Annotated in this window: 21 protein-coding genes; 19 read left to right on the top strand and 2 right to left on the bottom strand. The window is 46.2% G+C overall.

The genetic code is table 11. The features are described from left to right. Positions 1-360: 360 nt before the first annotated feature. On the top strand, positions 361-570 hold the full coding sequence (locus tag ACFQ0C_RS04465) for a hypothetical protein (protein WP_379364360.1): 210 nt from the start codon (positions 361-363) through the stop codon (positions 568-570). Between the two features lie 306 nt (positions 571-876). Here ACFQ0C_RS04465 and ACFQ0C_RS04460 read toward each other — a convergent pair whose 3' ends face one another. After that, entirely contained in the window at positions 877-1,632 is a 756-nt protein-coding gene (locus ACFQ0C_RS04460) for an IclR family transcriptional regulator (protein ID WP_379364358.1), read from the bottom strand. A 237-nt stretch (positions 1,633-1,869) separates the two neighbouring features. On the opposite strand from ACFQ0C_RS04460, the gene ACFQ0C_RS04455 reads away from it, so the two are divergent. The 14 genes from ACFQ0C_RS04455 to ACFQ0C_RS04390 all read left to right on the top strand — a co-directional run bounded on the left by ACFQ0C_RS04455 (position 1,870) and on the right by ACFQ0C_RS04390 (position 16,203). Then, the gene (locus ACFQ0C_RS04455; RefSeq protein WP_379364356.1) at positions 1,870-2,982 is read left to right on the top strand and encodes an ABC transporter substrate-binding protein; all 1,113 of its coding nucleotides are present in this window, start codon (positions 1,870-1,872) and stop codon (positions 2,980-2,982) included. Between the two features lie 10 nt (positions 2,983-2,992). Further along, a complete protein-coding gene (locus ACFQ0C_RS04450; RefSeq protein ID WP_379364354.1) occupies positions 2,993-4,096 on the top strand; it encodes an ABC transporter ATP-binding protein in 1,104 nt (367 codons plus the stop codon). Continuing rightward, entirely contained in the window at positions 4,093-4,950 is an 858-nt protein-coding gene (locus ACFQ0C_RS04445) for an ABC transporter permease (RefSeq protein WP_258214198.1), read from the top strand. Before ACFQ0C_RS04450 ends, ACFQ0C_RS04445 begins: the two co-directional genes overlap by 4 nt. Beyond that, the gene (locus ACFQ0C_RS04440) at positions 4,947-5,750 is read left to right on the top strand and encodes an ABC transporter permease (RefSeq protein ID WP_258214199.1); all 804 of its coding nucleotides are present in this window, start codon (positions 4,947-4,949) and stop codon (positions 5,748-5,750) included. The genes ACFQ0C_RS04445 and ACFQ0C_RS04440 overlap by 4 nt, the downstream gene beginning before the upstream one ends. An 18-nt stretch (positions 5,751-5,768) precedes the next feature. Beyond that, positions 5,769-6,914 (top strand): M20 family metallopeptidase, encoded by a 1,146-nt coding sequence (locus tag ACFQ0C_RS04435; RefSeq protein WP_379364351.1) that lies wholly within the window; start codon positions 5,769-5,771, stop codon positions 6,912-6,914. A 164-nt stretch (positions 6,915-7,078) separates the two neighbouring features. Then, positions 7,079-7,573: a DinB family protein gene (locus ACFQ0C_RS04430; protein ID WP_379364349.1), complete on the top strand. Its 495-nt coding sequence runs from the start codon at positions 7,079-7,081 to the stop codon at positions 7,571-7,573. Between the two features lie 134 nt (positions 7,574-7,707). Continuing rightward, on the top strand, positions 7,708-8,766 hold the full coding sequence (locus tag ACFQ0C_RS04425; protein ID WP_379364347.1) for an ABC transporter substrate-binding protein: 1,059 nt from the start codon (positions 7,708-7,710) through the stop codon (positions 8,764-8,766). Between the two features lie 4 nt (positions 8,767-8,770). Continuing rightward, positions 8,771-9,547, top strand: coding sequence for an ABC transporter ATP-binding protein (locus tag ACFQ0C_RS04420; protein ID WP_379364344.1), 777 nt, complete (start codon positions 8,771-8,773; stop codon positions 9,545-9,547). 3 nt (positions 9,548-9,550) lie between these two features. Beyond that, positions 9,551-10,396 carry an ABC transporter permease gene (locus ACFQ0C_RS04415; RefSeq protein WP_379364342.1) on the top strand — a complete coding sequence of 282 codons (846 nt, stop codon included), beginning with the start codon at positions 9,551-9,553 and terminating at the stop codon, positions 10,394-10,396. A gap of 296 nt (positions 10,397-10,692) precedes the next feature. Next, positions 10,693-11,694, top strand: coding sequence for an ABC transporter substrate-binding protein (locus ACFQ0C_RS04410; RefSeq protein WP_379364340.1), 1,002 nt, complete (start codon positions 10,693-10,695; stop codon positions 11,692-11,694). 30 nt (positions 11,695-11,724) lie between these two features. Continuing rightward, entirely contained in the window at positions 11,725-12,726 is a 1,002-nt protein-coding gene (locus tag ACFQ0C_RS04405) for a FecCD family ABC transporter permease (RefSeq protein ID WP_379364338.1), read from the top strand. Then, positions 12,723-13,766 (top strand): FecCD family ABC transporter permease, encoded by a 1,044-nt coding sequence (locus tag ACFQ0C_RS04400; protein ID WP_379364336.1) that lies wholly within the window; start codon positions 12,723-12,725, stop codon positions 13,764-13,766. Before ACFQ0C_RS04405 ends, ACFQ0C_RS04400 begins: the two co-directional genes overlap by 4 nt. A 56-nt stretch (positions 13,767-13,822) precedes the next feature. After that, entirely contained in the window at positions 13,823-14,401 is a 579-nt protein-coding gene (locus ACFQ0C_RS04395; protein WP_379364334.1) for a nitroreductase family protein, read from the top strand. A 230-nt stretch (positions 14,402-14,631) separates the two neighbouring features. Beyond that, complete coding sequence (locus ACFQ0C_RS04390) at positions 14,632-16,203, top strand: helix-turn-helix domain-containing protein (RefSeq protein WP_379364332.1); 1,572 nt, start codon at positions 14,632-14,634, stop codon at positions 16,201-16,203. 99 nt (positions 16,204-16,302) lie between these two features. Here ACFQ0C_RS04390 and ACFQ0C_RS04385 read toward each other — a convergent pair whose 3' ends face one another. Continuing rightward, complete coding sequence (locus ACFQ0C_RS04385; RefSeq protein ID WP_379364368.1) at positions 16,303-16,566, bottom strand: CHY zinc finger protein; 264 nt, start codon at positions 16,564-16,566, stop codon at positions 16,303-16,305. Here ACFQ0C_RS04385 and ACFQ0C_RS04380 point away from each other — a divergent pair. The 4 genes from ACFQ0C_RS04380 to ppdK all read left to right on the top strand — a co-directional run bounded on the left by ACFQ0C_RS04380 (position 16,453) and on the right by ppdK (position 20,746). Then, positions 16,453-16,734 carry a hypothetical protein gene (locus ACFQ0C_RS04380; RefSeq protein WP_379364370.1) on the top strand — a complete coding sequence of 94 codons (282 nt, stop codon included), beginning with the start codon at positions 16,453-16,455 and terminating at the stop codon, positions 16,732-16,734. The genes ACFQ0C_RS04385 and ACFQ0C_RS04380 overlap by 114 nt on opposite strands. 118 nt (positions 16,735-16,852) lie before the next feature. Next, entirely contained in the window at positions 16,853-17,881 is a 1,029-nt protein-coding gene (gap, locus tag ACFQ0C_RS04375; RefSeq protein WP_379364330.1) for a type I glyceraldehyde-3-phosphate dehydrogenase, read from the top strand. Continuing rightward, entirely contained in the window at positions 17,878-18,066 is a 189-nt protein-coding gene (locus tag ACFQ0C_RS04370; RefSeq protein ID WP_379364328.1) for a GapA-binding peptide SR1P, read from the top strand. Before gap ends, ACFQ0C_RS04370 begins: the two co-directional genes overlap by 4 nt. Then, on the top strand, positions 18,059-20,746 hold the full coding sequence (gene ppdK / locus ACFQ0C_RS04365; RefSeq protein WP_379364326.1) for a pyruvate, phosphate dikinase: 2,688 nt from the start codon (positions 18,059-18,061) through the stop codon (positions 20,744-20,746). The genes ACFQ0C_RS04370 and ppdK overlap by 8 nt, the downstream gene beginning before the upstream one ends. Positions 20,747-20,769 lie beyond the last annotated feature (23 nt).

The raw sequence follows: 20,769 nt of genomic DNA, 5'->3' as shown, positions 1-20,769 counted from the left end.
CTGAACCTCTGTCTCATCTCTCCCACACCGGACACCTCTTCCTCTTTGTAATTTAATTATCTGCATTCTCTTATGAGGTGTCCACTTTTTATTCTAGATCTATTTTTCCTGATAATTGACGTGGGGTTCGCTAGGCTGCCATGCAATGCTGTAAACGAACCCAGATATCCGCGATTAGCATACGTTAGAAAGTGACCTCATCTCTGCATTTTGCTGAGAATACCCAATAAGGGCAGTCTCAAAAGGGTAACCCTAGTGAGTGAATGAATCCCATAGAATGTGAAAAAGAACCTTTAATTCCAAAATGGAATTGAGGGTTCTTTTTCACTTTATTTCAATTCCGCAAGATGAGCAATTGGATTGCAGGGTCCAGTAATGCTGCGTGAAATCCATACTGCAAGCAGGATGTTCATCAGCGTATTGATTACAAACGCAGCTTATCTTCCTCATGAATTTGCTTGTACACAGATTGATAAGACCAAGCTCCAGATCGACGAGACGCTGCCCTTATATGCATTGACAGACTATGGGGGAAAGCTTATGCCTAATTTAAAAATGATGTACAGCTAGGGCAAAAAATTATGAGAAAAAGTGATCTGGAATAACAGATCCAAATAATTAGAGTAGCTATGGTTGTGATTTTCCGTGTAAGCGTCTTGCATAATCATCAGCTGCTGTGAAAAAGAAGCTGCGCGGACCCGCGATGCGATAATTTATAGTAATAACAAGCCCATCTATAAAAGCTGATAGCTTTTATAGATGGGCTTGTTATTTGCATAGATAAATTTCATTAAGTAATTCAACACACTACGCTAATTCGTAATGTCTAGACAGAGCAGACGCGGGGTCTATGCTGAAAAGCAGTTATTTACATCCTTATCCTCTATATCCAAGCTGAACGGAAAGATCCTGTGCTATTGCTGTCACATGCTGTACGAAGGAATCTAAAGACGGCTTTACCCGGTCGACTGGACCAATCATACTGATTGAAGCAGTTACGGTGCTATCGATATCGAAGAGTGGTGCGGCAATCCCCATTACTCCGACATTACGCATGTTCTCGCTGACTTCATAGCCCTTAGTAAAAATCGATTGAAGTCGTTCCTTTATTTCCTCAGGCTCCTTTAATGAATAAGGTGTAAAAGTGCGAATGTCCGTATTTATGATGCTTTCAATAAAAGACGGATCTTGATAAGCGAGAATAACCCGAGAAGCTGATGTTGCATACAGAGGGAACCGCCGGTAAGCCTCCACATTGAATCGGATGGGATGAATGGAGTCGATTCGATCGATGTAGATGGCCTCTTGACCATCTCTTACGCACAGGCATACAAGCTCTTGCGTTGTATCGGCGAGCTTTTGCAGATACGGCTTGGCAAAGTCCACCAGATTATGATTTTTCAACACTTTATTACCTAGTCCTAACAAGGTGAATCCAAGGGAATACTGTTTATTTGCAGGGTTTTGTTTGATAAAGCCTTCGCTTTCCAATGTCATGAGGAGCTTATGTACGGCACCCTTAGAAAGCTGAAGCTGACGGCTAAGTTCACTGACACCCATTTCCTTCGGGGAATCGAGGAACAGCTTAAGCAGTCTGCAGCTATTTTTTACGGAGGAGAGGTGATTGTCCATACTTCAATTATGCTCCTTAAAAGGCAAAAAGTGGCCGTTGATAGTTTTTTTGCAATTAGTTTACCATAAATAAAAGCTTTTTCCTATATGAAAACGATAATGGGAGGGAATCTGACATCTCTTAAATTTTTTATTGCATTTTTGTTGAAAAACATGTTAAAATTCCAATATATTCACATATAGGAAACATTGTTCACGTATAGAGAACGATAATAACATGTTGAGAGGAAGTTTGCAATGAAAAAATGGGGAGCAATTTTATCGGTCGCAGCAATTTGTAGTGTTCTAGTGACAGGGTGTGGAACAAATGCGGCACAGCAGGCGCCAGCAGGGGATAAAGGAGCAGCAGCTGGCAAAGAGGCAGGCTTAACACCTGAAAAGCAGTTGGTCATTGCCGGTAACGGAGCAACAGTTGAAGAATTGATGAAGGATGAAATTTTCAAAAAATTTAATGCCAAATATCCAGATGTGAAACTAACATACGTTTCCGGTGTCTCTACCGAAATTGTTGCCAAGGTGAAAGCACAGAAGGCTTCTCCCCAAATCGATGTAACGATTGTTGAAGGCGGGGAGCAGGAGGCAGGTCGCGTAGAAGGTTTATGGGAACCGCTTACGGACAAAGATATTCCAAATATGAAAAAAGTAGGCGAGGATCTCAAGGTTAAAGACAACAGTGGAATTGCCGTTAATTTTACACCTATGGGTATTTCCTATAACGCTGAGATCGTGAAATCAAAAGGGCTGCCGGTACCACAATCCTGGAATGATCTAGCGAAGCCAGAAATGAAGGGTAACATTACATTAGCCGAGATGTCCAGTAATTTTGGCCGGTCAGCTTTTATAATGCTGGCTTATGCTAACGGCGGTTCTGAGAAAAACATGGATCCAGGCTTTGAAAAGCTGAAAACAATAGCGGGCTATATGCCGACTTTTGCTAAAAGCGCAGCACAGTTACAGCAAAATCTGCAAAATAAAACGGCAGCTTATACAACCTGGACTATGGCAAGAAGCCTAGTTCAAAAGGATGCAGGCTTGGATCTTGAATTTGTAATTCCGAAGGAAGGGGCTAATCTTGTACCTAACGTGGCGACAATGGTAAAAGACGCTAAAAACCCTAATGCCTCCAAGCTGTTTATTGATTTTCTGCTGACAGATGAAGTACAGACTATGTATGGTTCCAAGCTTTATTACAACCCGGCTGTTCCGGTAAATCTGCCTCAAGATCTAGCAAAGAAGCTGAGCTTTGATCGCAGCAAGGTAGTTAAATTCGATGCGGAAGTTGTGGGCAGCAAGATGCCGGAATGGCTCGATCGCTTTAATAAAGAAGTTGCTCCTAAAGTCGGGAAATAGGTGATAATAGATGGCCAAAAGCATTGACGTCGAACTAGTAAACATCCAGAAGAAATTTGGTCCGAATGTAGTTGTAGACAGCTTCAATCTGCGAATCGAGCAGGGAGAATGTGTCTCCTTCCTCGGCCCATCCGGGTGCGGTAAAACAACCACATTGAATATGATTGCCGGTTTTTTGGAACCGGATCAAGGCGATTTGCTGATTAAAGGAAAACGAATGAATGGTGTGCCTTCCAACAAACGTGAGCTGGGAATGGTGTTTCAAACCTATTCGCTATTTCCGCATATGACGATATTTGAGAACGTTGCCTATGGGCTGAAGCTTCGTAAAGTCGCTAAAGCGGAAATTGCTCGCAGAGTGAATGCCATCCTTGAGCTGGTAAAGCTGCCTCATGTAGCGGAGCGTTATCCTAAGCAGCTGTCCGGCGGACAGAGACAACGGATTGCGATTGCGCGGGCTTTGGTAACGGAGCCGTCCTTGCTTCTGCTGGACGAGCCTTTGAGTAATTTGGATGCTAAGCTGCGCGAGGAACTAAGGGATGAGCTGAAGCGGCTGCAGCAGGAAATTGGAATTACTACTATTTTTGTAACGCATGATCAGGAAGAGGCGCTCTATCTCTCCAATCGTATCGTCGTTCTTGATCATGGCAAGGTAGAACAGATTGGTACGCCTTGGGATATTTACAATCGTCCTGCTTCAGAGTTTGTTCATACTTTTATTGGGAAGTCGAACCGCATGCAGGGGATAGTTGAGGAAACGAATGGCGACACCCTTATGCTAAAAACCGATGCCGGCTTCACACTTCTTGCCGATCGCCGAGATGGCAGCTTTGGGATTGGAGAAAAGGTCTCTATCTATGTTCGGCCTGAGAAAATCGGTTTGAATACGGAAGAAGTGGTAATGGATGGCGTTAATCAGGTGAAGGGTATTGTGAAGCAGACCTCCTTCCTTGGCGCCTACACGGAATGTGAGGTTGAAGTAGGACACTATTCGCTCACAGTACGTATCCAGACGGTACAGCAAATGATTCAATTCTCACAAGGGCAAAACGTATATCTGGATTGGAAGCCTGAGGATATATTCGTGTTCACCGGAAAGGGGCAGGGACAATGAGCGAGGGCCGTAGCCGTTTGACGCGAAACGCCACTCTGCTGCTGGCACCGGGACTTGCGGTGGTGATGGGGGTATTTTTACTTCCGATGCTCTATATTCTGATGTTCAGCTTTCAAGACAAGCAGGAGCATTTTTCCTTCGGAAATTACTTGCTGTTCTTTCAGGATCCTTATTATATTCAAGTTTTGTGGCGTACGATCAAAGTGAGCTTGCTTACCGTATTGGCTTGCTTAGTATTAGGTTTCCCTGTGGCATTGTATATGGCTCAAGCGTCAGGCAGAATGCGGGGAATTGTTACTTTTTTAATTATATCTCCGCATCTGGTGAGCGTTGTTATTCGTAATTTTGGATGGGTCATTATTCTGGGGGATAAGGGCTGGATCAATAATACCTTGCTGCAGCTTGGACTGATCGATAAACCGTTGAAGCTGCTGTATAACGAGCTTGGAGTGATCATTGGTTTAACGGATTCTTTGCTGGTTTACATGATTTTGGCGATTGCGACCAGTCTCTACCAGATTGATGGCTCGTTATATAAAGCGGCAGGTATATTAGGCGCCAGCAGGCTGCGTACGTTCTTTTCCGTCACCTTACCGCTTACCTTGCCAGGGATGGTCGCTGGAACAACGCTTGTCTTCAGCCTGTCCATGAGTGCTTTTGTTACACCGGCTTTGATGGGAGGGACATCCGTGAAGGTGTTGCCTGTTATTGCCTATGAGAAAATAATGACCCAATTGGATTGGTCGCTTGGGGCAGCCATTGCCTTCTTGCTGTTGGCCTCAACGATTGCGCTGGTAGCCTTGTTCACCCGTTTAATCGAAACCAAGCGTTATAAAGAGGTGTTTAACACATGATAAAGAAAATTTCTCCGCTTGGTATCATTACTTTTTTCGTGGTGCTGTTCGTCATTTCACCTTTGCTTATCATTATCCCGACCTCGTTGACTTCGGTAAAATATCTTTCGTTTCCACCAGTAGGATTCTCTTTTATGTGGTATGTCAAAATATTTGACCGTCCCGAATTTGTGGATTCATTTATATTCAGCTTGGAGCTCGCCGCATTGACCGCTGTTATTTCAACGATCATAGGTACGCTGGCAGGGCTTGCGCTGCATAAGTATAAGTTCCGTGGCAGTGGAGTCATCAATGGACTGCTGCTCTCACCCTTAACTGTACCGGCTTTAATTATCGGTATTGCGGTGCTGCTGTTTTTTACCCGGATAGGATTGGCCGGTACTTTTATTGGACTGCTGCTGGCTCACGTGCTGATATCTATTCCTTATGTTGTGAGGCTTGTTTTGACAGGGCTGAGCAATTTCGATTATACGCTGGAGCGGGCAGCTTACATTATGGGAGCTAAGCCCTTCAATGTATTCTGGGATATTACACTTCCTTTATTAAGGCCAGCTATCATGTCAGGGATGATTTTTGCTTTTCTGACCTCATTCGATAATGTTACCGTATCGTTGTTTCTTGTTTCTCCTTCGACCACAACACTTCCGCTTGCTATTTTTAGCTATATGCAGGAGATATTGGATCCGTTGGTTGCATCCATTTCATCGGTTGTTATTTTATTAAGTCTTGTATTTATTATTATTTTGGAACGCGTTTATGGTTTGGATCGATTGTTTGGATCCAATTCGCATTCCCATTAAATGGAGATACCTTACATCATGTCACAAACATCACTTCTGAAACAAATCGAATCTTATCTTCCAGAGCTGCTTCAGCTGCTGGAGGAAAGCGTAAATATGGACTCTCCTTCCCGAAATAAAGCTCAATGCGATCTGACTGCTGATTGGTATGCGGCTCAGTTTAGCCGGTTGATCGGTGGTCGGGTTGAACGGATCCCGCATGCAATTGCGGGAGATCGACTTCTATGTGTTGCGGGAAGCGGAGCCAAACAAATTCTTCTCGTAGGTCATTACGACACGGTTTGGCCCAGTGGTGAAGCACAGCGACGTCCGTTTCGAATCGAGGACGGAGCAGCCTATGGTCCCGGTGTTTATGATATGAAAGCAGGGCTGCTGCAAGCTATTTTTGCAATTAAGGCGTTGCAGGATACAGGGCGTTTGCCAGAGGATAAACGGATCGTACTGTTAATCAATAGCGACGAAGAAATCGGCAGCCCAACTTCTCGGGAATTTATTGAATCGGCAGCTATGCAATCTGCTGGAGCCTTTGTTCTGGAGCCGCCTATGGAGCCGAGCGGTGCGCTCAAGACAGCCCGCAAAGGAAGCGGCCGGTATAAGCTGACGGTAAAAGGGGTATCCGCTCATGCGGGTGTAAATCCGGAGAAAGGGATATCGGCGATTCAAGAGCTAGCTCACCAAATTCAGTTCATGCACAAGCTGACCGATTACAATATCGGGACAACAGTTAATGTTGGCCTTGTGCATGGAGGTATCGGCAGCAATGTCGTGCCGGATCATGCAGAAGCAGAGATCGATGTGCGCATCGCTACTTTGGATGAAGCCGAGCGGATCGAAGCGGAGTTCGCTTCGCTGACTCCGTCTCTGTCAGGCGCTGAGCTGACGGTTACCGGCGGCATGATGCGCCCTCCGATGGAGCGTACCGATGCTATTGCATCGCTGTACAGCCTCGCTCGGGAACTGGCGAAGGCTGAATTCGGTCTCGCTTTGGAGGAGACGGCGACCGGTGGAGTTAGCGATGGCAACTTCACAGCGGCTGCGGGTACACCGACGCTCGATGGTCTAGGTGCGCGCGGGGACTTCGCGCATTCTCCACGCGAGTATGTGCGAATCGATGAGATTCCTTTGCGCACTGCGTTATTGGCGCGTTTGATTGAAGCTATATAGGGAAGGCTAGTAATGGGCATGGCAATATGAAGTTAGACCGAATCCTTAAGTAGGGGCGGTCTATTTTCATACTATCAGCAGGTATAAGTTTTCAGTAGCGCTGAACTTATTGTACTATTGAGTACTGTTGAACGAAAACATAGGCTGCTAGGGAGGAAATACAATTGTTCATACCAATGACATTGAACTTGCTTGACAAAGAACTTGAGAAAATTCAACTTGCGTTAACCCGCATTTCCGATGAGGTTTTGTGGAAAAAGCTGCGGGAAGGAACGAACAGCGTAGGCAACTTATGCCTTCATCTGGCGGGGAACGAATATCACAATATTGTAAACAGTATAGGTGGCTATCCATATATTCGGGAACGTTCAGCTGAGTTTTTGGCAGAAGGCGGATACACGTGCAAGGAGCTCTCAGAGCATTTGAATGCAGTGAGGGAGAAGTCGCGGGAGATTCTGGGCACACTTTCAGAGGAAGATCTTCACCGTGAAGTAACCGTCTATTATCCTCCTGATGCGGGGATAGCGTCCTCCAACCGACAATTGATGGAGCTGCTGTATCACGTAACGGTACACTATAGCTATCATACAGGACAGATCATGTATATGACTAGAATTTTTCAGGTAGAAAATGTAAATATTTTAAGATGGAAACATTAATTTAAAAGATTTTTTAAGATTAATTATTTAAACAATGTTCAATAAAAATAAGAATTTTCGCAGGAAAACCTAATGGCGTTGTCGAATCCTTATAGGATTTAATTCAACAATGAAAAACTGGAGGGTACACAGAAATGAAAAAAGCATCACTTCTCGCATTAACCGCGGTACTTTTGGTAACGACCGCTCTGGCCGGCTGTGGAAAAAAAGAAGCCGCAGCACCAGAGAATGCAGCAGCACCAGCAAAAGCTGAAGCGCTTTCGGTGGACATCGGCATGCTCAAGCTAGCTAGCTCCGCCCCTTTATTTATTGGGATTGAGAAAGGTTTTTTCAAGGAAGAGAATATTGAGGCTAAGCCTAAATGGTTTGACGCGGCACAGCCTATTGCAGTGGCTACGGCAGGCGGGAGTGTAGATGTAGGCGCTACCGGAATTACAGCAAGCTTATACAACATGGTAGCCGGAGGTCAAAAGCTTGTTATCGTGGCTGATAAAGGAAGAGAACAAAAGGGCTATTCGTCCACGGCCTTAATGGTTCCCAAAGATTCGGCTATTAAAGCTATAAATGAATTAAAAGGGAAGAAAATCGGGATTACTCAGACTGGATCTACTTACCATTATATGGTAGGAAGACTTCTCGAGAAGCATGGCTTGACACTTAAAGATGTTGAACTGGTGCCTTTGAACAGCATTAAAGGATTGATGGAGTCTCTCAAAAGCAAGCAGGTTGATGCGGTTATGCTTAATGAACCGAATATCACCGCTGTGGTGAAAGAGGGATATGGCAAGGTTGTAGCACAAGTAGGGGATGAAATTGAATACCAAACATCCGGTTTGTTCTTCTCGCCTAAGCTTGCAGGCAATAAAGATGCAGCGGTACGCTTTTTGAAGGCTTATGCTAAGGCTACACGTTATTACTATGACGCGGTGCTTGTTCAAAAGGATGGTAAAATCGTACCTGGCGCCAATTATGATGAGGTTGTCAAAATTGTTGCCAAATATACAGACCAGCCTGAAGAAAATGTGAAGCAGGGGCTTCCTTACATGGATAGAGACGGCAAACTCTTGGCGACTGATATCAAGACACAAGCGGATTGGTATGCTAAAGAGAAGCTGATTGACAAAGCAATTGATCCTGCGGGGATTGTTAATACCAGCTTATTGGATGAAGCCTTACAGAAGCTGGGGAAATAATATCATGAGAATCGTCGTAAACAACGTGGAAAAGCGGTTCGTTGACACGAAGAAACGTGAAGTTACTGCGCTTCAAAACATCAACTTTACAATCGAAGAGCAGGAGTTTGTTGTATTGGTCGGCCCTAGCGGCTGTGGGAAGTCTACACTTCTGAACATCGTAGGTGGTCTATTATCCCCATCCAGCGGTGAGGTGTACTTTGAAGGGATGACCTCTCAAAAGGAGCCCCGGCTAGGAATTGTCTTCCAGGAGATTGCGCTCTTTCCTTGGCGTACGGTTTATGAAAATGTTGTATTCGGTCTGGAAGAGCAGGGGGCAAGCAAGCAGGAGCAGCGGGAGAAAGGTCAGCACTTCATTGATCTTGTGGGTCTCACCGGATTTGAATCGGCTTATCCGAAGCAGCTATCGGGAGGAATGCGCCAACGTGCAGGCATTGCGAGGGCTCTTGCCGTTGAACCTGATTTGCTGCTGATGGATGAGCCATTCTCGGCGCTGGATGCTCAGACACGAACGCTGATGCAAGAGGAGCTGCTTTCCATTTGGAATCGCACCCGATTAAGTACGTTATATGTCACTCACAATATTCAGGAGGCCGTTTATTTGGCTGATCGGGTTATTGTGCTTTCCCGTCATCCAGGACAAATCAAAGAAGTGATTCAGATTGATTTGCCAAGGATGGGAAGGGATCAAGAGCAGCATCGTGCTGCTTTTGAACGTTATGCCGATGAAATCTGGCAGCTAATCCGGCATGATGCACAAGAAGCGCTGAAGGAGGGATAGGCAATGAATCAAACATCAAGAGAAGCCGCCGCGAATCCCGCCCAAGCCTCAGCGCAAGGACGAGAGCAGCGCCATGTTATCCGTAATCGCGTGTCCTTCCTGGAGCAAAAGATTCCGGGTTATGCTTCTATTATAGGGATTGTCGGAATCTTAATTCTGTGGGAGCTGGTCTGTCGCCTGGAAATAGTCCCGCCGTTGTTTTTGCCGGCGCCTTCCCTAATATTGGCAGCCGGGTGGGAAATGCTGTCAAGTGGCGAGCTGCACGAAAACATACTGGCTAGCTTATACCGGATTGCCATCGGTTATGCCATAGGTGCTGGTTGCGGTATTATTTTCGGGCTCATTTTAGGATTTTCGCGTTGGGTGGACGCTATACTCTCTCCTGTCGTGTATTCGATTTATCCGATTCCCAAAATCGCTTTGCTGCCTTTGATTATTCTTTGGCTTGGTATCGGGGAAACCCCTAAATTCACTATGATTGCATTAGGTGTATTTTTCCCGGTTGTAATAAATACGTTCTCGGGAGTCAAGAATGTCGATCCTATTTGGATTAAAGCGGCAGTTACGTTCGGCTCCAGCCATTTGAATGTTATTCGGAAGGTTATTCTTCCAGGAGCTTTGCCGATGATTTTTGCCGGTCTTAAGCTTGCGGCTGGAACTTCCCTGCTGCTGCTGGTAGCGGCGGAGATGATCGCAGCCCAAAAAGGTGTCGGTTCGATGATTCTTCATTACGGGAATTTGATGATTACGACAAAGCTAATGGTTGGTGTTCTAATTTTGTCTTTATTAGGGCTTCTTTTTAACCGTGGGCTGCAGTGGCTTGAGCGAAAGCTTCTGCCATGGAAATAAGGTTGTCCCTACATGATTGTTAGTTTTGAAGGCTGTTAAGAGTATGGCTAGCGGGGCCATGCTTTTGATGGTCTTTTTTTGCATATATAGCTTTATATGTTTTGGGGCTCCCCGCAAAGTATCTGAATCAACTTCGAAGCAAGACCCACTTTGTGGGGATATTTTGTTGGGGACAGATAAATTAAGTGTACGAAACGGATATAATCCGACATGTACAATGGGGTATCGACCTTTTATAATTGATAATAATTCTCAATGATTGATGTTTGCTTAGCTGTACAAGGAGGAAGAAGTGAATGAAGGCTTTAAAAATAATCATAATTCTTATACTCTCGTTGGCCGTTACCGCTTGTGGAGCCGTGTCGCCGAGTGGGGTTTCAAGTACAAGTGGAAAGGCTGCATCCGCTGATCCTGCTGCATCGAAGGACCAAGGCAAATCTGATGCCGCCGAAAGAACAATCAAGCATGCTATGGGCACAACGGTTTTGAAGAAAAAGCCGGAACGTGTCGTGGTGCTCTTCAACGGTATGAACGATATCATCATCAATCTGGGAGTTAAGCCGGTTGGGGCCGTGGAGTCCTGGGATCAAAGACCGTGGTACCAGTACCTGCGTGCCAATATGGAAGGGGTCAAAAATCTTGGAGATGAAATTCAGCCCAATGTAGAGGCCATTATAGCGTTGAAGCCTGATTTGATTATCGGACAGAAGTCACGCCATGAAAAGATATATCCGCAGCTCTCCAGCATCGCACCGACTATTATTATGGAAGAGCTGTTCGATTGGAAGAACAATCTAAAAATTAGTGCGGAAGCGATGTACAAGGATGATGAAGCCGCAAGAATTATTGGCGATTGGGATAAACGAGTTGCCGAATTTAAACAAAAGGCGGGAGACCGTTTAGCGAAAACGGAAGTCTCAATCATTCGTTTTGAGAAGGATGGCAGCGCACGTGCTTATAGTACGGGGTTTGCCGGAAGTATCTTTAAGGAACTTGGTTTGGGACGGCCCAAATCGCAAATTGTGGAAGGGAAGACGTACCTTTCTATCACCTCCAAAGAGCAGATGGCGCAATTGGATGGGGATTATATTTTCGATGTTACCCAGTTGAGCGCGAGTGACCTGTCTACAGAGAAAACCCTGAACGAATGGACCTCCCACCCGCTCTGGAAAAACTTGAAAGGCGCGAAGAACGGGAAATATTTCAAGGTGGATGCGATTACCTGGAATTTGTCTGGCGGCTCTCTTGCCGCTAAAGCGCTGCTGGATGATTTGTACAAATATTTTGAAATCAAATAGGACGCATTGCGAGGGAATGAGCTTAATTTTATGAAAACGAATCTAGGGAAAGCAGCGGGGCTGCTGGCTGGTATTCTGCTGCTGGTCCTATGCATGATCTCAAGCATCTTATTCGGAGCAGCTAATTATGATCTACATACGGCTTGGATTTCGGTCTTCCATTACGATGAAGCGATCAGCGAACAGATCATTATTCGAACAACTCGAGTGCCACGTGCTTGTATTGCGGCAGCTATTGGAGCGAGCCTCGCGATCGCTGGCGCACTTATGCAAACCTTGACTCGCAATCCGCTTGCTTCACCCAGCGTGCTTGGGGTCAATGCGGGGGCCACCTTCCTGGTTGTTGTAGCAGCAACAGCCTTGTCTGTTTCTTCCATGCAGGTGCTGATGTGGGTTGCATTCCTAGGTGCTGCGGCAGCAGCGGTAATTGTATATATTCTGGGCTCGCTTGGGAGAGACGGATTAACTCCGCTGAAGATCGTATTGGCAGGTGCGGCGATGACCGCACTGTTTTCATCCTTTACTCAGGGAATTCTGGTATTGAACAAACAAGGCTTGAACACCGTATTGTTCTGGTTGACCGGCACGATTGCAGGCCGTTCGCCTGACAATTTACTAGCCGTATTACCTTATATGGCTTTGGCTTGGGCAGCTGCATGGTTGATTTCAAGAGACATGAACCTGCTGATGATGGGTGAGGATGCTGCGAAAGGTTTGGGACAGAAGACGATCTTCGTTAAAGTAGCGGCAGGAATCATTGTTATTGTACTGGCAGGAGGTTCAGTCTCCGTGGCAGGTCCGATTGGTTTTATCGGTATCGTCATCCCGCATATATCACGGTTTATTGTTGGAAGCGATCATCGCTGGGTTATTCCGTACTGTGGGGTTCTCGGAGCTATTCTGTTGATTCTTGCTGATATAGGCGCGAGATTTATTATGATTCCCGAGGAAATGCCGGTCGGTGTTATGACAGCGATTATCGGGGCTCCGTTCTTTATTTATATTGCGCGGAGGGGGCTGGTTAAATCATGAAGCAGCATATTCCCTTTCGGTTCAAACGCGGAGAGCTTTCATTTCTAATTCATAAGAAAACAATTCTTATATCGTTTGCACTGCTTGTTGCCTGTATAGCTATTGCTGTTATTAGTATTGGCATCGGAGAGATGTACATTTCACCGCTGGATGTCGTCCGCAGCTTGCTGGGAGTGGGAGCAGACGATTATACGATGGTCATTCAAAAGCTTCGCCTGCCACGTATAATAGTCGGCATCCTTGTTGGCACTTCTTTGGCTGCAGCAGGAGCGATCATGCAAGGTATTGTCCGCAATCCTATGGCATCACCGGATATTATGGGGGTTACGGGAGGCGCTTCAGTCGCCGCAGTATCGTTTATTACTTACTTATCGGGTGTTGTAAATGTTCGCTTGCTGCCTGTCTCCGCAATGCTCGGAGCCGGGATTGTCGCCATTCTCTTGTATTTGCTTGCCTGGAAAAAAGGAGTAACGCCCATTCGCCTTATCCTGGTTGGGATCGGGATGTCGTCCCTCATGTCCGCTGCAACAACGATGATGATCGTCTTTAGCCCGAAGAACGATGCCGGTCAAGCTTATTTATGGCTGACAGGGTCGATCTACGCCTCCAACTGGGAAAATGTTCTGACCGTCTTGCCTTGGACCCTTATCCTCATTCCGATCGCATTTATATTGGCTCGTCATGTCAATATTGGCCAACTCGGTGATGATATCGCGGCTAGTGCGGGAAGCCGGGTCGAATTTAACCGACTGTTGCTGCTGTTGGTCAGCGTAGCTCTAGCGGGCTCGGCAGTTTCAGTTGCAGGAGGCATTGGATTTGTTGGATTAATCGCGCCTCATATGGCGCGCAAGCTGGTTGGAGCAAGCTTCGACAGCGTGCTCCCGGTGTCCGCCTTATTAGGCGCGATTGTTGTGACATTTGCGGATCTTGCAGGACGGACGTTCTTCCTTCCACTGGATGTTCCAGTCGGTGTGTTCACGTCGGCCGTCGGCGCGCCATTTTTCATTTATTTGCTGTACACCAAACGAAATTCAAGATAACACAGTCGCGTGTGAAGCAAATTTTGCTAAAGCAAAACTACTAGGGAGGGACAATTATGAGTTTATTAGAAATGAAATATGCGGGATCCATTGTAGATCTGATCAAAGAGAGAAGAAGCATTAGAGCATTCAATAACGATCCGGTCTCGACTGAGCTGCTGCAGGAGCTGCTGAATGTAGCGGTGTGGGCACCGAATCATGGCAATAGGCAGCCTTGGAGATTTATACTTTATAAGGGAGAGGGAAGAGTAGCCTTCGCTGATGCGATGATCCAGACCTATTCCGCTGAAGATAAGGTGAAGTACGGACAGCATAAATGGGATTACTTTATGAAGGTGCCTGCGCATTTGGTCGTTATTATGAAGGAGGACCCGCGTCAGAAACAATGGGATGAGGATTACGGGGCGGTATGCGCTTTGATTCAGAATTTTCAGCTAGCCGCATGGGAGCAGGGTCTCGGAGTTGTATGGAAAACAAATAATTACAATTATGCTCCCAAGTTTCATCAGTCGGTTGGTATACAGCCAGGTGAGAAAATAGTCGGTATCCTGCATATTGGTTATCCGGCATCTGTGCCTCCGGTACAGCCGCGCAAGCCAGCTGAGGAGCTGCTGACCATCATTGATTCGGAGTAGCCCTAGTTCCTAGTTCCTGGCTTCATTTAAAGCAGCGATGAGAATTCTCTAATATTAGTCCTTCCTATATGCCCGGAAACCAGCTATACTAATTGATAATGATTATCATAGTTGGCATGGGTGAAAATACCGTCTTCAAGTGTCCGGTTTGCTTTCCATAGACGAGAGCAGACGGACACTTATTGCTGTGTTTCCACCAAGAGACCTTGGACAGGAAGGTGAGGCTGCATATGCTGCCAGGTACCCCCAAAAGATATCCCCTTGTACTCCTTTCTTCAATTCATAAACGCCGTTATAAAAAAAACAGCACTTTACGCTTGCAAAAGATTCCTGGCGATGTCCTGTGTATAGTGACCCAAGGTAAAGGAATGCTGCGTATAGATGATCAAGTTCTGCAAATTACTCCTAATCAAGCGTTCTTTCTTACTCCCCAAATGGCTGTCGAAGTGCTGTTGGATTCGGACATGGCCGAATATTACATGCTGGTCTTAAGCAGAGTGACTATTTCCAAACATAAAGGCTCATGGAGCACCCATGCTGAACAGACCTCTCTACTCCCCTATGGCAAAATTCAACTGAAAAATGTGAAGCAAAAGCTCGATCGTGTGAAGCAGCTGCATGAGGAAAGTAAAGCTCGGTCGAAAAGTCCTTCTGAGCTGCAGCTGCTATTCCAAAGCCTTATTTATCTGATGCTGCAGGATTTGCCGGAGCAGGATGAAATAGAGGAGAAGAGCAAGGGAATAGATCAAAGCATCAGTTATATGCATAAACATTTTACAAATAAAATTAAGCTGGAGGCTTTATCGGACATAGCGGGACTAACTCCGACTTCCTACTCGAGGAGCTTTAAGAAAGCAATGGGCGTATCGCCGGTTGAATATTTAAATCATGTTCGAATCGAATCTTCGAAGCAGCTTCTGCAGCAGTCGGATTGCTCGATCAAGGAAATTTCGGATTCAGTTGGCTTCGGCAACGAGTTCTACTTTAGCCGAATGTTCAAACGTACTGTCGGAATTTCTCCAACCGTGTATGTCAAAAGGAGGGAGCTGAAGGTGGCCGTCGCTTCCTGCTTCCGTTATGAGAATAACTTGCGATCTTTAGGCATCGAGCCGCTTGTTGAAATGAACCGTTATACATACAGAAATTGCACGGATGAGCAAAATAAACGGTTCATGGAGGCTCAACTGGATGAGATGCGTCAAGCGCATCCCGATCTAATTATCGCAGATTACAGGCATCTGCCCTTTCAGGAGCAATTAAAGCAAATCGCGCCCACTGTTATTTTGGATTTTTCCTTTGATTGGCGTGTTAACCATATGAAGATTGCCGAATTGGTCGGAAGGGAGAAGGAGGCGGAGCAAAACTTCAGCCAGTTGGAGCTGAAGGTGAAATATGCCCGCAACATTTTGGCTCAAACTATAGGAGAGGAGACGGTGTCCTTCATTCGTCTGTACAGTACAATAATCAGGGTACAGGGATTAGTGGATCATCCTCTTAACGAACTGTTATACAATGAGCTGAACTTGAGGCCGGGCAGCTGTGTCCCTCTCGGCGAACGGAACAGGCAGTTTGCTTTAGGGAGTTTGCCGCCCTTTGAAACGGATTTTTTGTACATGTATAAGCATCTTCCTCTGGCGGAGGAGGTTGAATTATTTGCGGAGGTTCAGAAAACAACCTCATGGAGTGGGATGAAAGCCGTTAGGAACAATCAAACCCGGGAAGTTCCGAATTGGGTTGGGATGAGCTGGACGCCTATAGGCCAGCATCAAATCATTGATGAATTGTTGAAGTGGAAGGCTTAGGCCAGAACTTCACGGAGTTTGAAATAAAGCGATCGCAAACAGCGAAGCTCCCCATGCTGCTAATGGCTAGTGGCATGGGAAGTCTTCGCTGTTTTTTTGCTATTCAGACGCTGACTCAAAATATAAATGGTTGTGGTTGCTGCAGCCGGGGTTGAATGAGCTTTTGCATGAAGGACATGCATAGCCGCTATTCAAATATTGATGTATAGATAACTCTGTTTGACAATGTCCGCATAGGATAGCTTTGGTGTGCCATTCCAGCTTGGGCCATACAACAGCCTCATGGTTAACCGTTTCCTCATGGCAAAAATAGCATCCGTAGTAGGTGTCACAGCACTTGAATTTAATGGCTATTATGTCCAATTCACTATGATAATGCGTACACCTGGTTTGACTGTCGATGGCTCCCGTAACTTTGTGCAAAATGTCGTTCCTCCGAAATTTCAAGGTTGGCTTGAAGCTTCACCGAATACGCTTCGATCAGATTATAACATGCTGAAAAGCGGCATAGCTAGAGAAGATAACACATAATTGTCAAAAATAAATTAAAGTATGTCATATTGATAAAGGTTCAAATTAATTATTGCATCATATATAATTATATGGTATGTATTATATATCATAATTTTTAAAAGGTGGTTGTGATAATTTGAACAGCAAAATTGGCATTAGCGGGATGGGTAGAATCGGCAGACTGCTTGTTAGAAAGGCATTATCAGATGAACGAAGCGGTATTGCCATCTCAGCAATCAACTGTTCATACCCGGTTGAAACGGTGGCACATTTATTGAAATATGACACCATACATGGCTGTTGGGATGCCAATATAACGGTTAAACATGGAAAGCTGTTCATTAACGAAAATGTCATTGAAATGGTGAATGAAAGAGATCCCTCATTCATTCCATGGAGGAAGCTGGGTGTTGATATCGCCATCGATGCAACAGGGAAGTTCACAGATCGTGAGGGAGCGGGAAAGCATTTGGCGGCAGGTGCCGAAAGAGTAATTATTACAGCCCCTTCGAAGCAAGCGGACTTAACTGTGGTGATGGGGGTTAATGACAGCAGATACAATCCTGATCAGCACCGGATTGTATCAGCCGCTTCATGTACTACCAATTGTGTAGCACCGCTTCTGCATATATTGGACAAAGCCTTTGCTGTGAAGAGCGGCTGGATGACAACCGTCCATTCTTTTACAAGCGATCAGAATCATATGGATAACCCGCACAAAGATTTGCGTAGAGCGAGAGCTTGTACACAATCGATAATTCCCACTTCTACGGGGGTGGGGAAAGCTTTAACGGATGTGCTGCCGCATTTGGCTCCCATTATTCAAGGTATTTCTATTCGGGTGCCGACCCCTGATGTATCGTTGGTGGATTTAACGGTACAGCTCGGTAGAGTCGTTACACACGATGAGGCCATGCAAGTACTGCAGAAGGCTGTAGCTGGTGAAATGAGTAAATATGTGGGCATGGTGGATACGCCTCTGGTTTCTTCCGACTTTATAGGGAGTGAGTATTCAGCTGTTATTGATGGACCTTCTTTGATGGTAACGAGAGATCAAATGAAGGTGCTGGCATGGTATGACAACGAGTGGGCATATTCCTGTCGTGTTATCGATGTGGCAGCTATGCTTGCCAACAAAATTGCTAAAGGAGCGGGTATCTTATGAATCTAATGAATCAAATTGTAGGCAAGCAGCAGTTGGAGCTGGGAGTCATTATTTGCAAGCATTGCGGGGAAGTTATTGCGACTCAAGATACAGAAAAAGTGACTACTTACTATACCGTTTGTAAGAGAAGCAGCTGCTCCGGCATTGGCGCGAAGAACAATCAGGAGGAACTTATCAATGAATAATAAAAGAGTGCTTCACTTTCAAGAAGGCCATGCCGGCATGAAAAAGCTCCTTGGGGGGAAGGGCGCCAATCTGGCGGAGATGACAAACATCGGATTGCCTGTGCCTCCAGGTTTTACAGTGAGTACGGACGCTTGCCGGGAGTATTATGCTAACGGGGGAAGGCTGCCGGAAGGATTGTTCGACGAAATACGTGCAGCCTTAAAGCAGGTGGAGCAAAGGAAAGGCCAGCAGTTTGGTGGAAGCAGCGATCCGCTGCTTGTATCGGTCCGCTCAGGCTCTGTGAGTTCGATGCCCGGAATGATGGATACGATACTGAATCTTGGGTTGAATGATGTGACCGTTCAAGCTTTAGCCCAGCATACAAGTAATGAACGTTTTGCTTATGATTGCTACCGGCGGCTTATTCAGATGTTCGCCAATGTGGTTTTTGACATAGAGGGAATTTACTTTGAAAGACTGCTGCATCAATTGAAGGAGAAGCATGGAGTCCACACGGATAAAGAGGTTCCGGCGGAAGCGTGGCTGGAATTGATTACTCAATATAAGGCTGTAATCCGATCGAAGGCTAACAAGGAATTTCCACAAGATGTATATGCACAGCTGCAGCTTGCGGTAGAGGCGGTGTTCCGTTCCTGGAATAATCAAAGAGCTATTATTTATCGTAAGCTATATTCGATTCCCGATGAACAGGGTACTGCGGTTAATATTCAATCTATGGTTTTTGGAAATATGGGTGAAGAGAGCGGCACGGGTGTTCTGTTCACGCGTAATCCTTCAACTGGAGAAAACTTGCTTTATGGCGAATACTTAACGAATGCCCAAGGGGAGGATGTAGTTGCAGGTGTGCGCACACCTCTTCCCATAGCGAAGCTTAATTCCGATATGCCCAAGATTCACACCAGCCTATCCCTAATTGCTTCAAGACTTGAAGGCCATTATAAGGATATGCAGGACATTGAATTTACAGTTGAAAAAGGGGAGTTGTTCATTCTTCAAACCCGTAATGGAAAACGTACGGCGCAGGCTGCCGTTAAGCTGGCTGTGGAATTGGTAAAAGAAGGGATTATTTCCAGGGAAGAGGCTCTGCAAAGAATAGAGATGGAGCATTTGGATCAGCTGCTGCATAGGGCGATAGAAGATGGAGAGCATCTGGATGTCGTTGCTACAGGCCTTCCCGCCTCGCCGGGAGCTGCCATGGGGCAGGTTGTATTCGATGCAGATACCGCTGAGGAATGGGGCCGTTCCGGTATACATTCCGTACTGGTAAGCATGGAGACGACTCCGGAAGATATTCATGGGGTCATAGCGGCGGAAGGAGTTCTCACAAGCAGAGGCGGTATGACCAGCCATGCGGCGGTAGTAGCCCGAGGAATGGGCAAGCCTTGTGTGTGCGGATGTGAAGAGGTTCACATAGATTTGGAGGCTCGCCAGTTTACAGCGGGCGGAAGGACATTCAATGAAGGAGATTGGATTACGTTGGATGGCGCTACAGGACGGGTAATCTCCGGCGTTGTTGCACTAAAGGAGCCGGAGATGAGCGACGAGCTGCTGGAGCTATTGAAGTGGGCGGACGAGGTCCGGTCTATGAAGGTGCGGACGAATGCAGATACGCCGGAGGATGCAGCCAAGGCAAGAGAGTTCGGAGCCGAAGGGATCGGGTTATGCCGCACGGAGCATATGTTTATGTCGCCGCACAGGCTTCCTGTCGTGCAGGCTATGATTCTTGCGGATAACACGGAGAGCCGCCAAGTGGCATTAGACCAGCTTTTGCCTATGCAGCAAAGTGATTTTGAGGGGATTTTCGAAGCTATGGATGGATTGCCAGTCACGATCAGGCTGCTTGATCCGCCGCTGCATGAATTTTTGCCCAAGCTGGAGGAATTGCTGCTGCATCAAGAACGGCAGAGAGCCGGTAGCCATGCAGCTGCAGAAGCTGAGGATGAATGGAAGAAAACCGAAGCTTTAATAAGAAAGGTGCGGAATCTTCAGGAGATGAATCCGATGCTGGGAACCCGGGGCTGCCGTCTTGGGATCGTATTCCCGGAAATCTATGAGATGCAGGCGATTGCTATTTTTCGCGCAGTCTTAGCGTGCCTTAACAAAGGAATAACCGTAATCCCTGAGATTATGATTCCTCTTGTCGGTCATGCTAATGAGCTGCAGCGTATGCGGGAGCTTGTAGATCAAGCGGCCAAAGCTGTGCTTGGAACACGGAGCCTGGATTATAAGGTAGGTACGATGATTGAGGTGCCGAGAGCTGCACTAACTGCAGCGGCTATTGCTAAGCATGCCGATTTCTTCTCCTTCGGCACCAATGATTTGACGCAGATGACATTTGGCTACAGCCGGGACGACGCAGAAGGCAAGTTTCTTGCCCATTATGTGGATCACAAGATTTTGCCGAAAAATCCATTTCAGGTGCTCGATGCCGAAGGAGTGGGGCAGCTTATCGAGTGGGCTGTGAAAGAGGGGCGTAATACGAAGCCTGCATTGAAAACGGGGATTTGCGGCGAGCATGGCGGCGACAAGGAATCCATCTTCTTTTGCCAGCAGGCTGGTTTGGATTATGTAAGCTGTTCGCCATTTCGAGTGCCGTTAGCAAGAATTGCAGCAGCTCAAGCATGGTTAAGTTTGGGTGCTCCGGCAGCTGTAGTTCCTCAAGTTGCACTGGCTAAATGAATGAAATGAAAATGCTTTCTTGG

The sequence above is a fragment of the Paenibacillus sp. GCM10027630 genome, assembly GCF_042676305.1.
GTDB lineage: Bacteria > Bacillota > Bacilli > Paenibacillales > NBRC-103111 > Paenibacillus_S.
Note: the sequence above shows the minus strand (reverse complement) of the source record. Positions and strands in the feature narration are given on the sequence as shown.

Excerpts from the sequence above, each read along its gene's own strand:
- ACFQ0C_RS04460 (WP_379364358.1), bottom strand. The coding sequence starts at position 1,632 with ATGGACAATCACCTCTCCTCCGTAAAAAATAGCTGCAGACTGCTTAAG.
- ACFQ0C_RS04455 (WP_379364356.1), top strand. The coding sequence starts at position 1,870 with ATGAAAAAATGGGGAGCAATTTTATCGGTCGCAGCAATTTGTAGTGTT.
- ACFQ0C_RS04450 (WP_379364354.1), top strand. The coding sequence starts at position 2,993 with ATGGCCAAAAGCATTGACGTCGAACTAGTAAACATCCAGAAGAAATTT.
- ACFQ0C_RS04445 (WP_258214198.1), top strand. The coding sequence starts at position 4,093 with ATGAGCGAGGGCCGTAGCCGTTTGACGCGAAACGCCACTCTGCTGCTG.
- ACFQ0C_RS04440 (WP_258214199.1), top strand. The coding sequence starts at position 4,947 with ATGATAAAGAAAATTTCTCCGCTTGGTATCATTACTTTTTTCGTGGTG.
- ACFQ0C_RS04435 (WP_379364351.1), top strand. The coding sequence starts at position 5,769 with ATGTCACAAACATCACTTCTGAAACAAATCGAATCTTATCTTCCAGAG.
- ACFQ0C_RS04425 (WP_379364347.1), top strand. The coding sequence starts at position 7,708 with ATGAAAAAAGCATCACTTCTCGCATTAACCGCGGTACTTTTGGTAACG.
- ACFQ0C_RS04420 (WP_379364344.1), top strand. The coding sequence starts at position 8,771 with ATGAGAATCGTCGTAAACAACGTGGAAAAGCGGTTCGTTGACACGAAG.
- ACFQ0C_RS04415 (WP_379364342.1), top strand. The coding sequence starts at position 9,551 with ATGAATCAAACATCAAGAGAAGCCGCCGCGAATCCCGCCCAAGCCTCA.
- ACFQ0C_RS04410 (WP_379364340.1), top strand. The coding sequence starts at position 10,693 with ATGAAGGCTTTAAAAATAATCATAATTCTTATACTCTCGTTGGCCGTT.
- ACFQ0C_RS04405 (WP_379364338.1), top strand. The coding sequence starts at position 11,725 with ATGAAAACGAATCTAGGGAAAGCAGCGGGGCTGCTGGCTGGTATTCTG.
- ACFQ0C_RS04400 (WP_379364336.1), top strand. The coding sequence starts at position 12,723 with ATGAAGCAGCATATTCCCTTTCGGTTCAAACGCGGAGAGCTTTCATTT.
- ACFQ0C_RS04395 (WP_379364334.1), top strand. The coding sequence starts at position 13,823 with ATGAGTTTATTAGAAATGAAATATGCGGGATCCATTGTAGATCTGATC.
- ACFQ0C_RS04390 (WP_379364332.1), top strand. The coding sequence starts at position 14,632 with ATGCTGCCAGGTACCCCCAAAAGATATCCCCTTGTACTCCTTTCTTCA.
- ACFQ0C_RS04370 (WP_379364328.1), top strand. The coding sequence starts at position 17,878 with ATGAATCTAATGAATCAAATTGTAGGCAAGCAGCAGTTGGAGCTGGGA.
- ppdK (WP_379364326.1), top strand. The coding sequence starts at position 18,059 with ATGAATAATAAAAGAGTGCTTCACTTTCAAGAAGGCCATGCCGGCATG.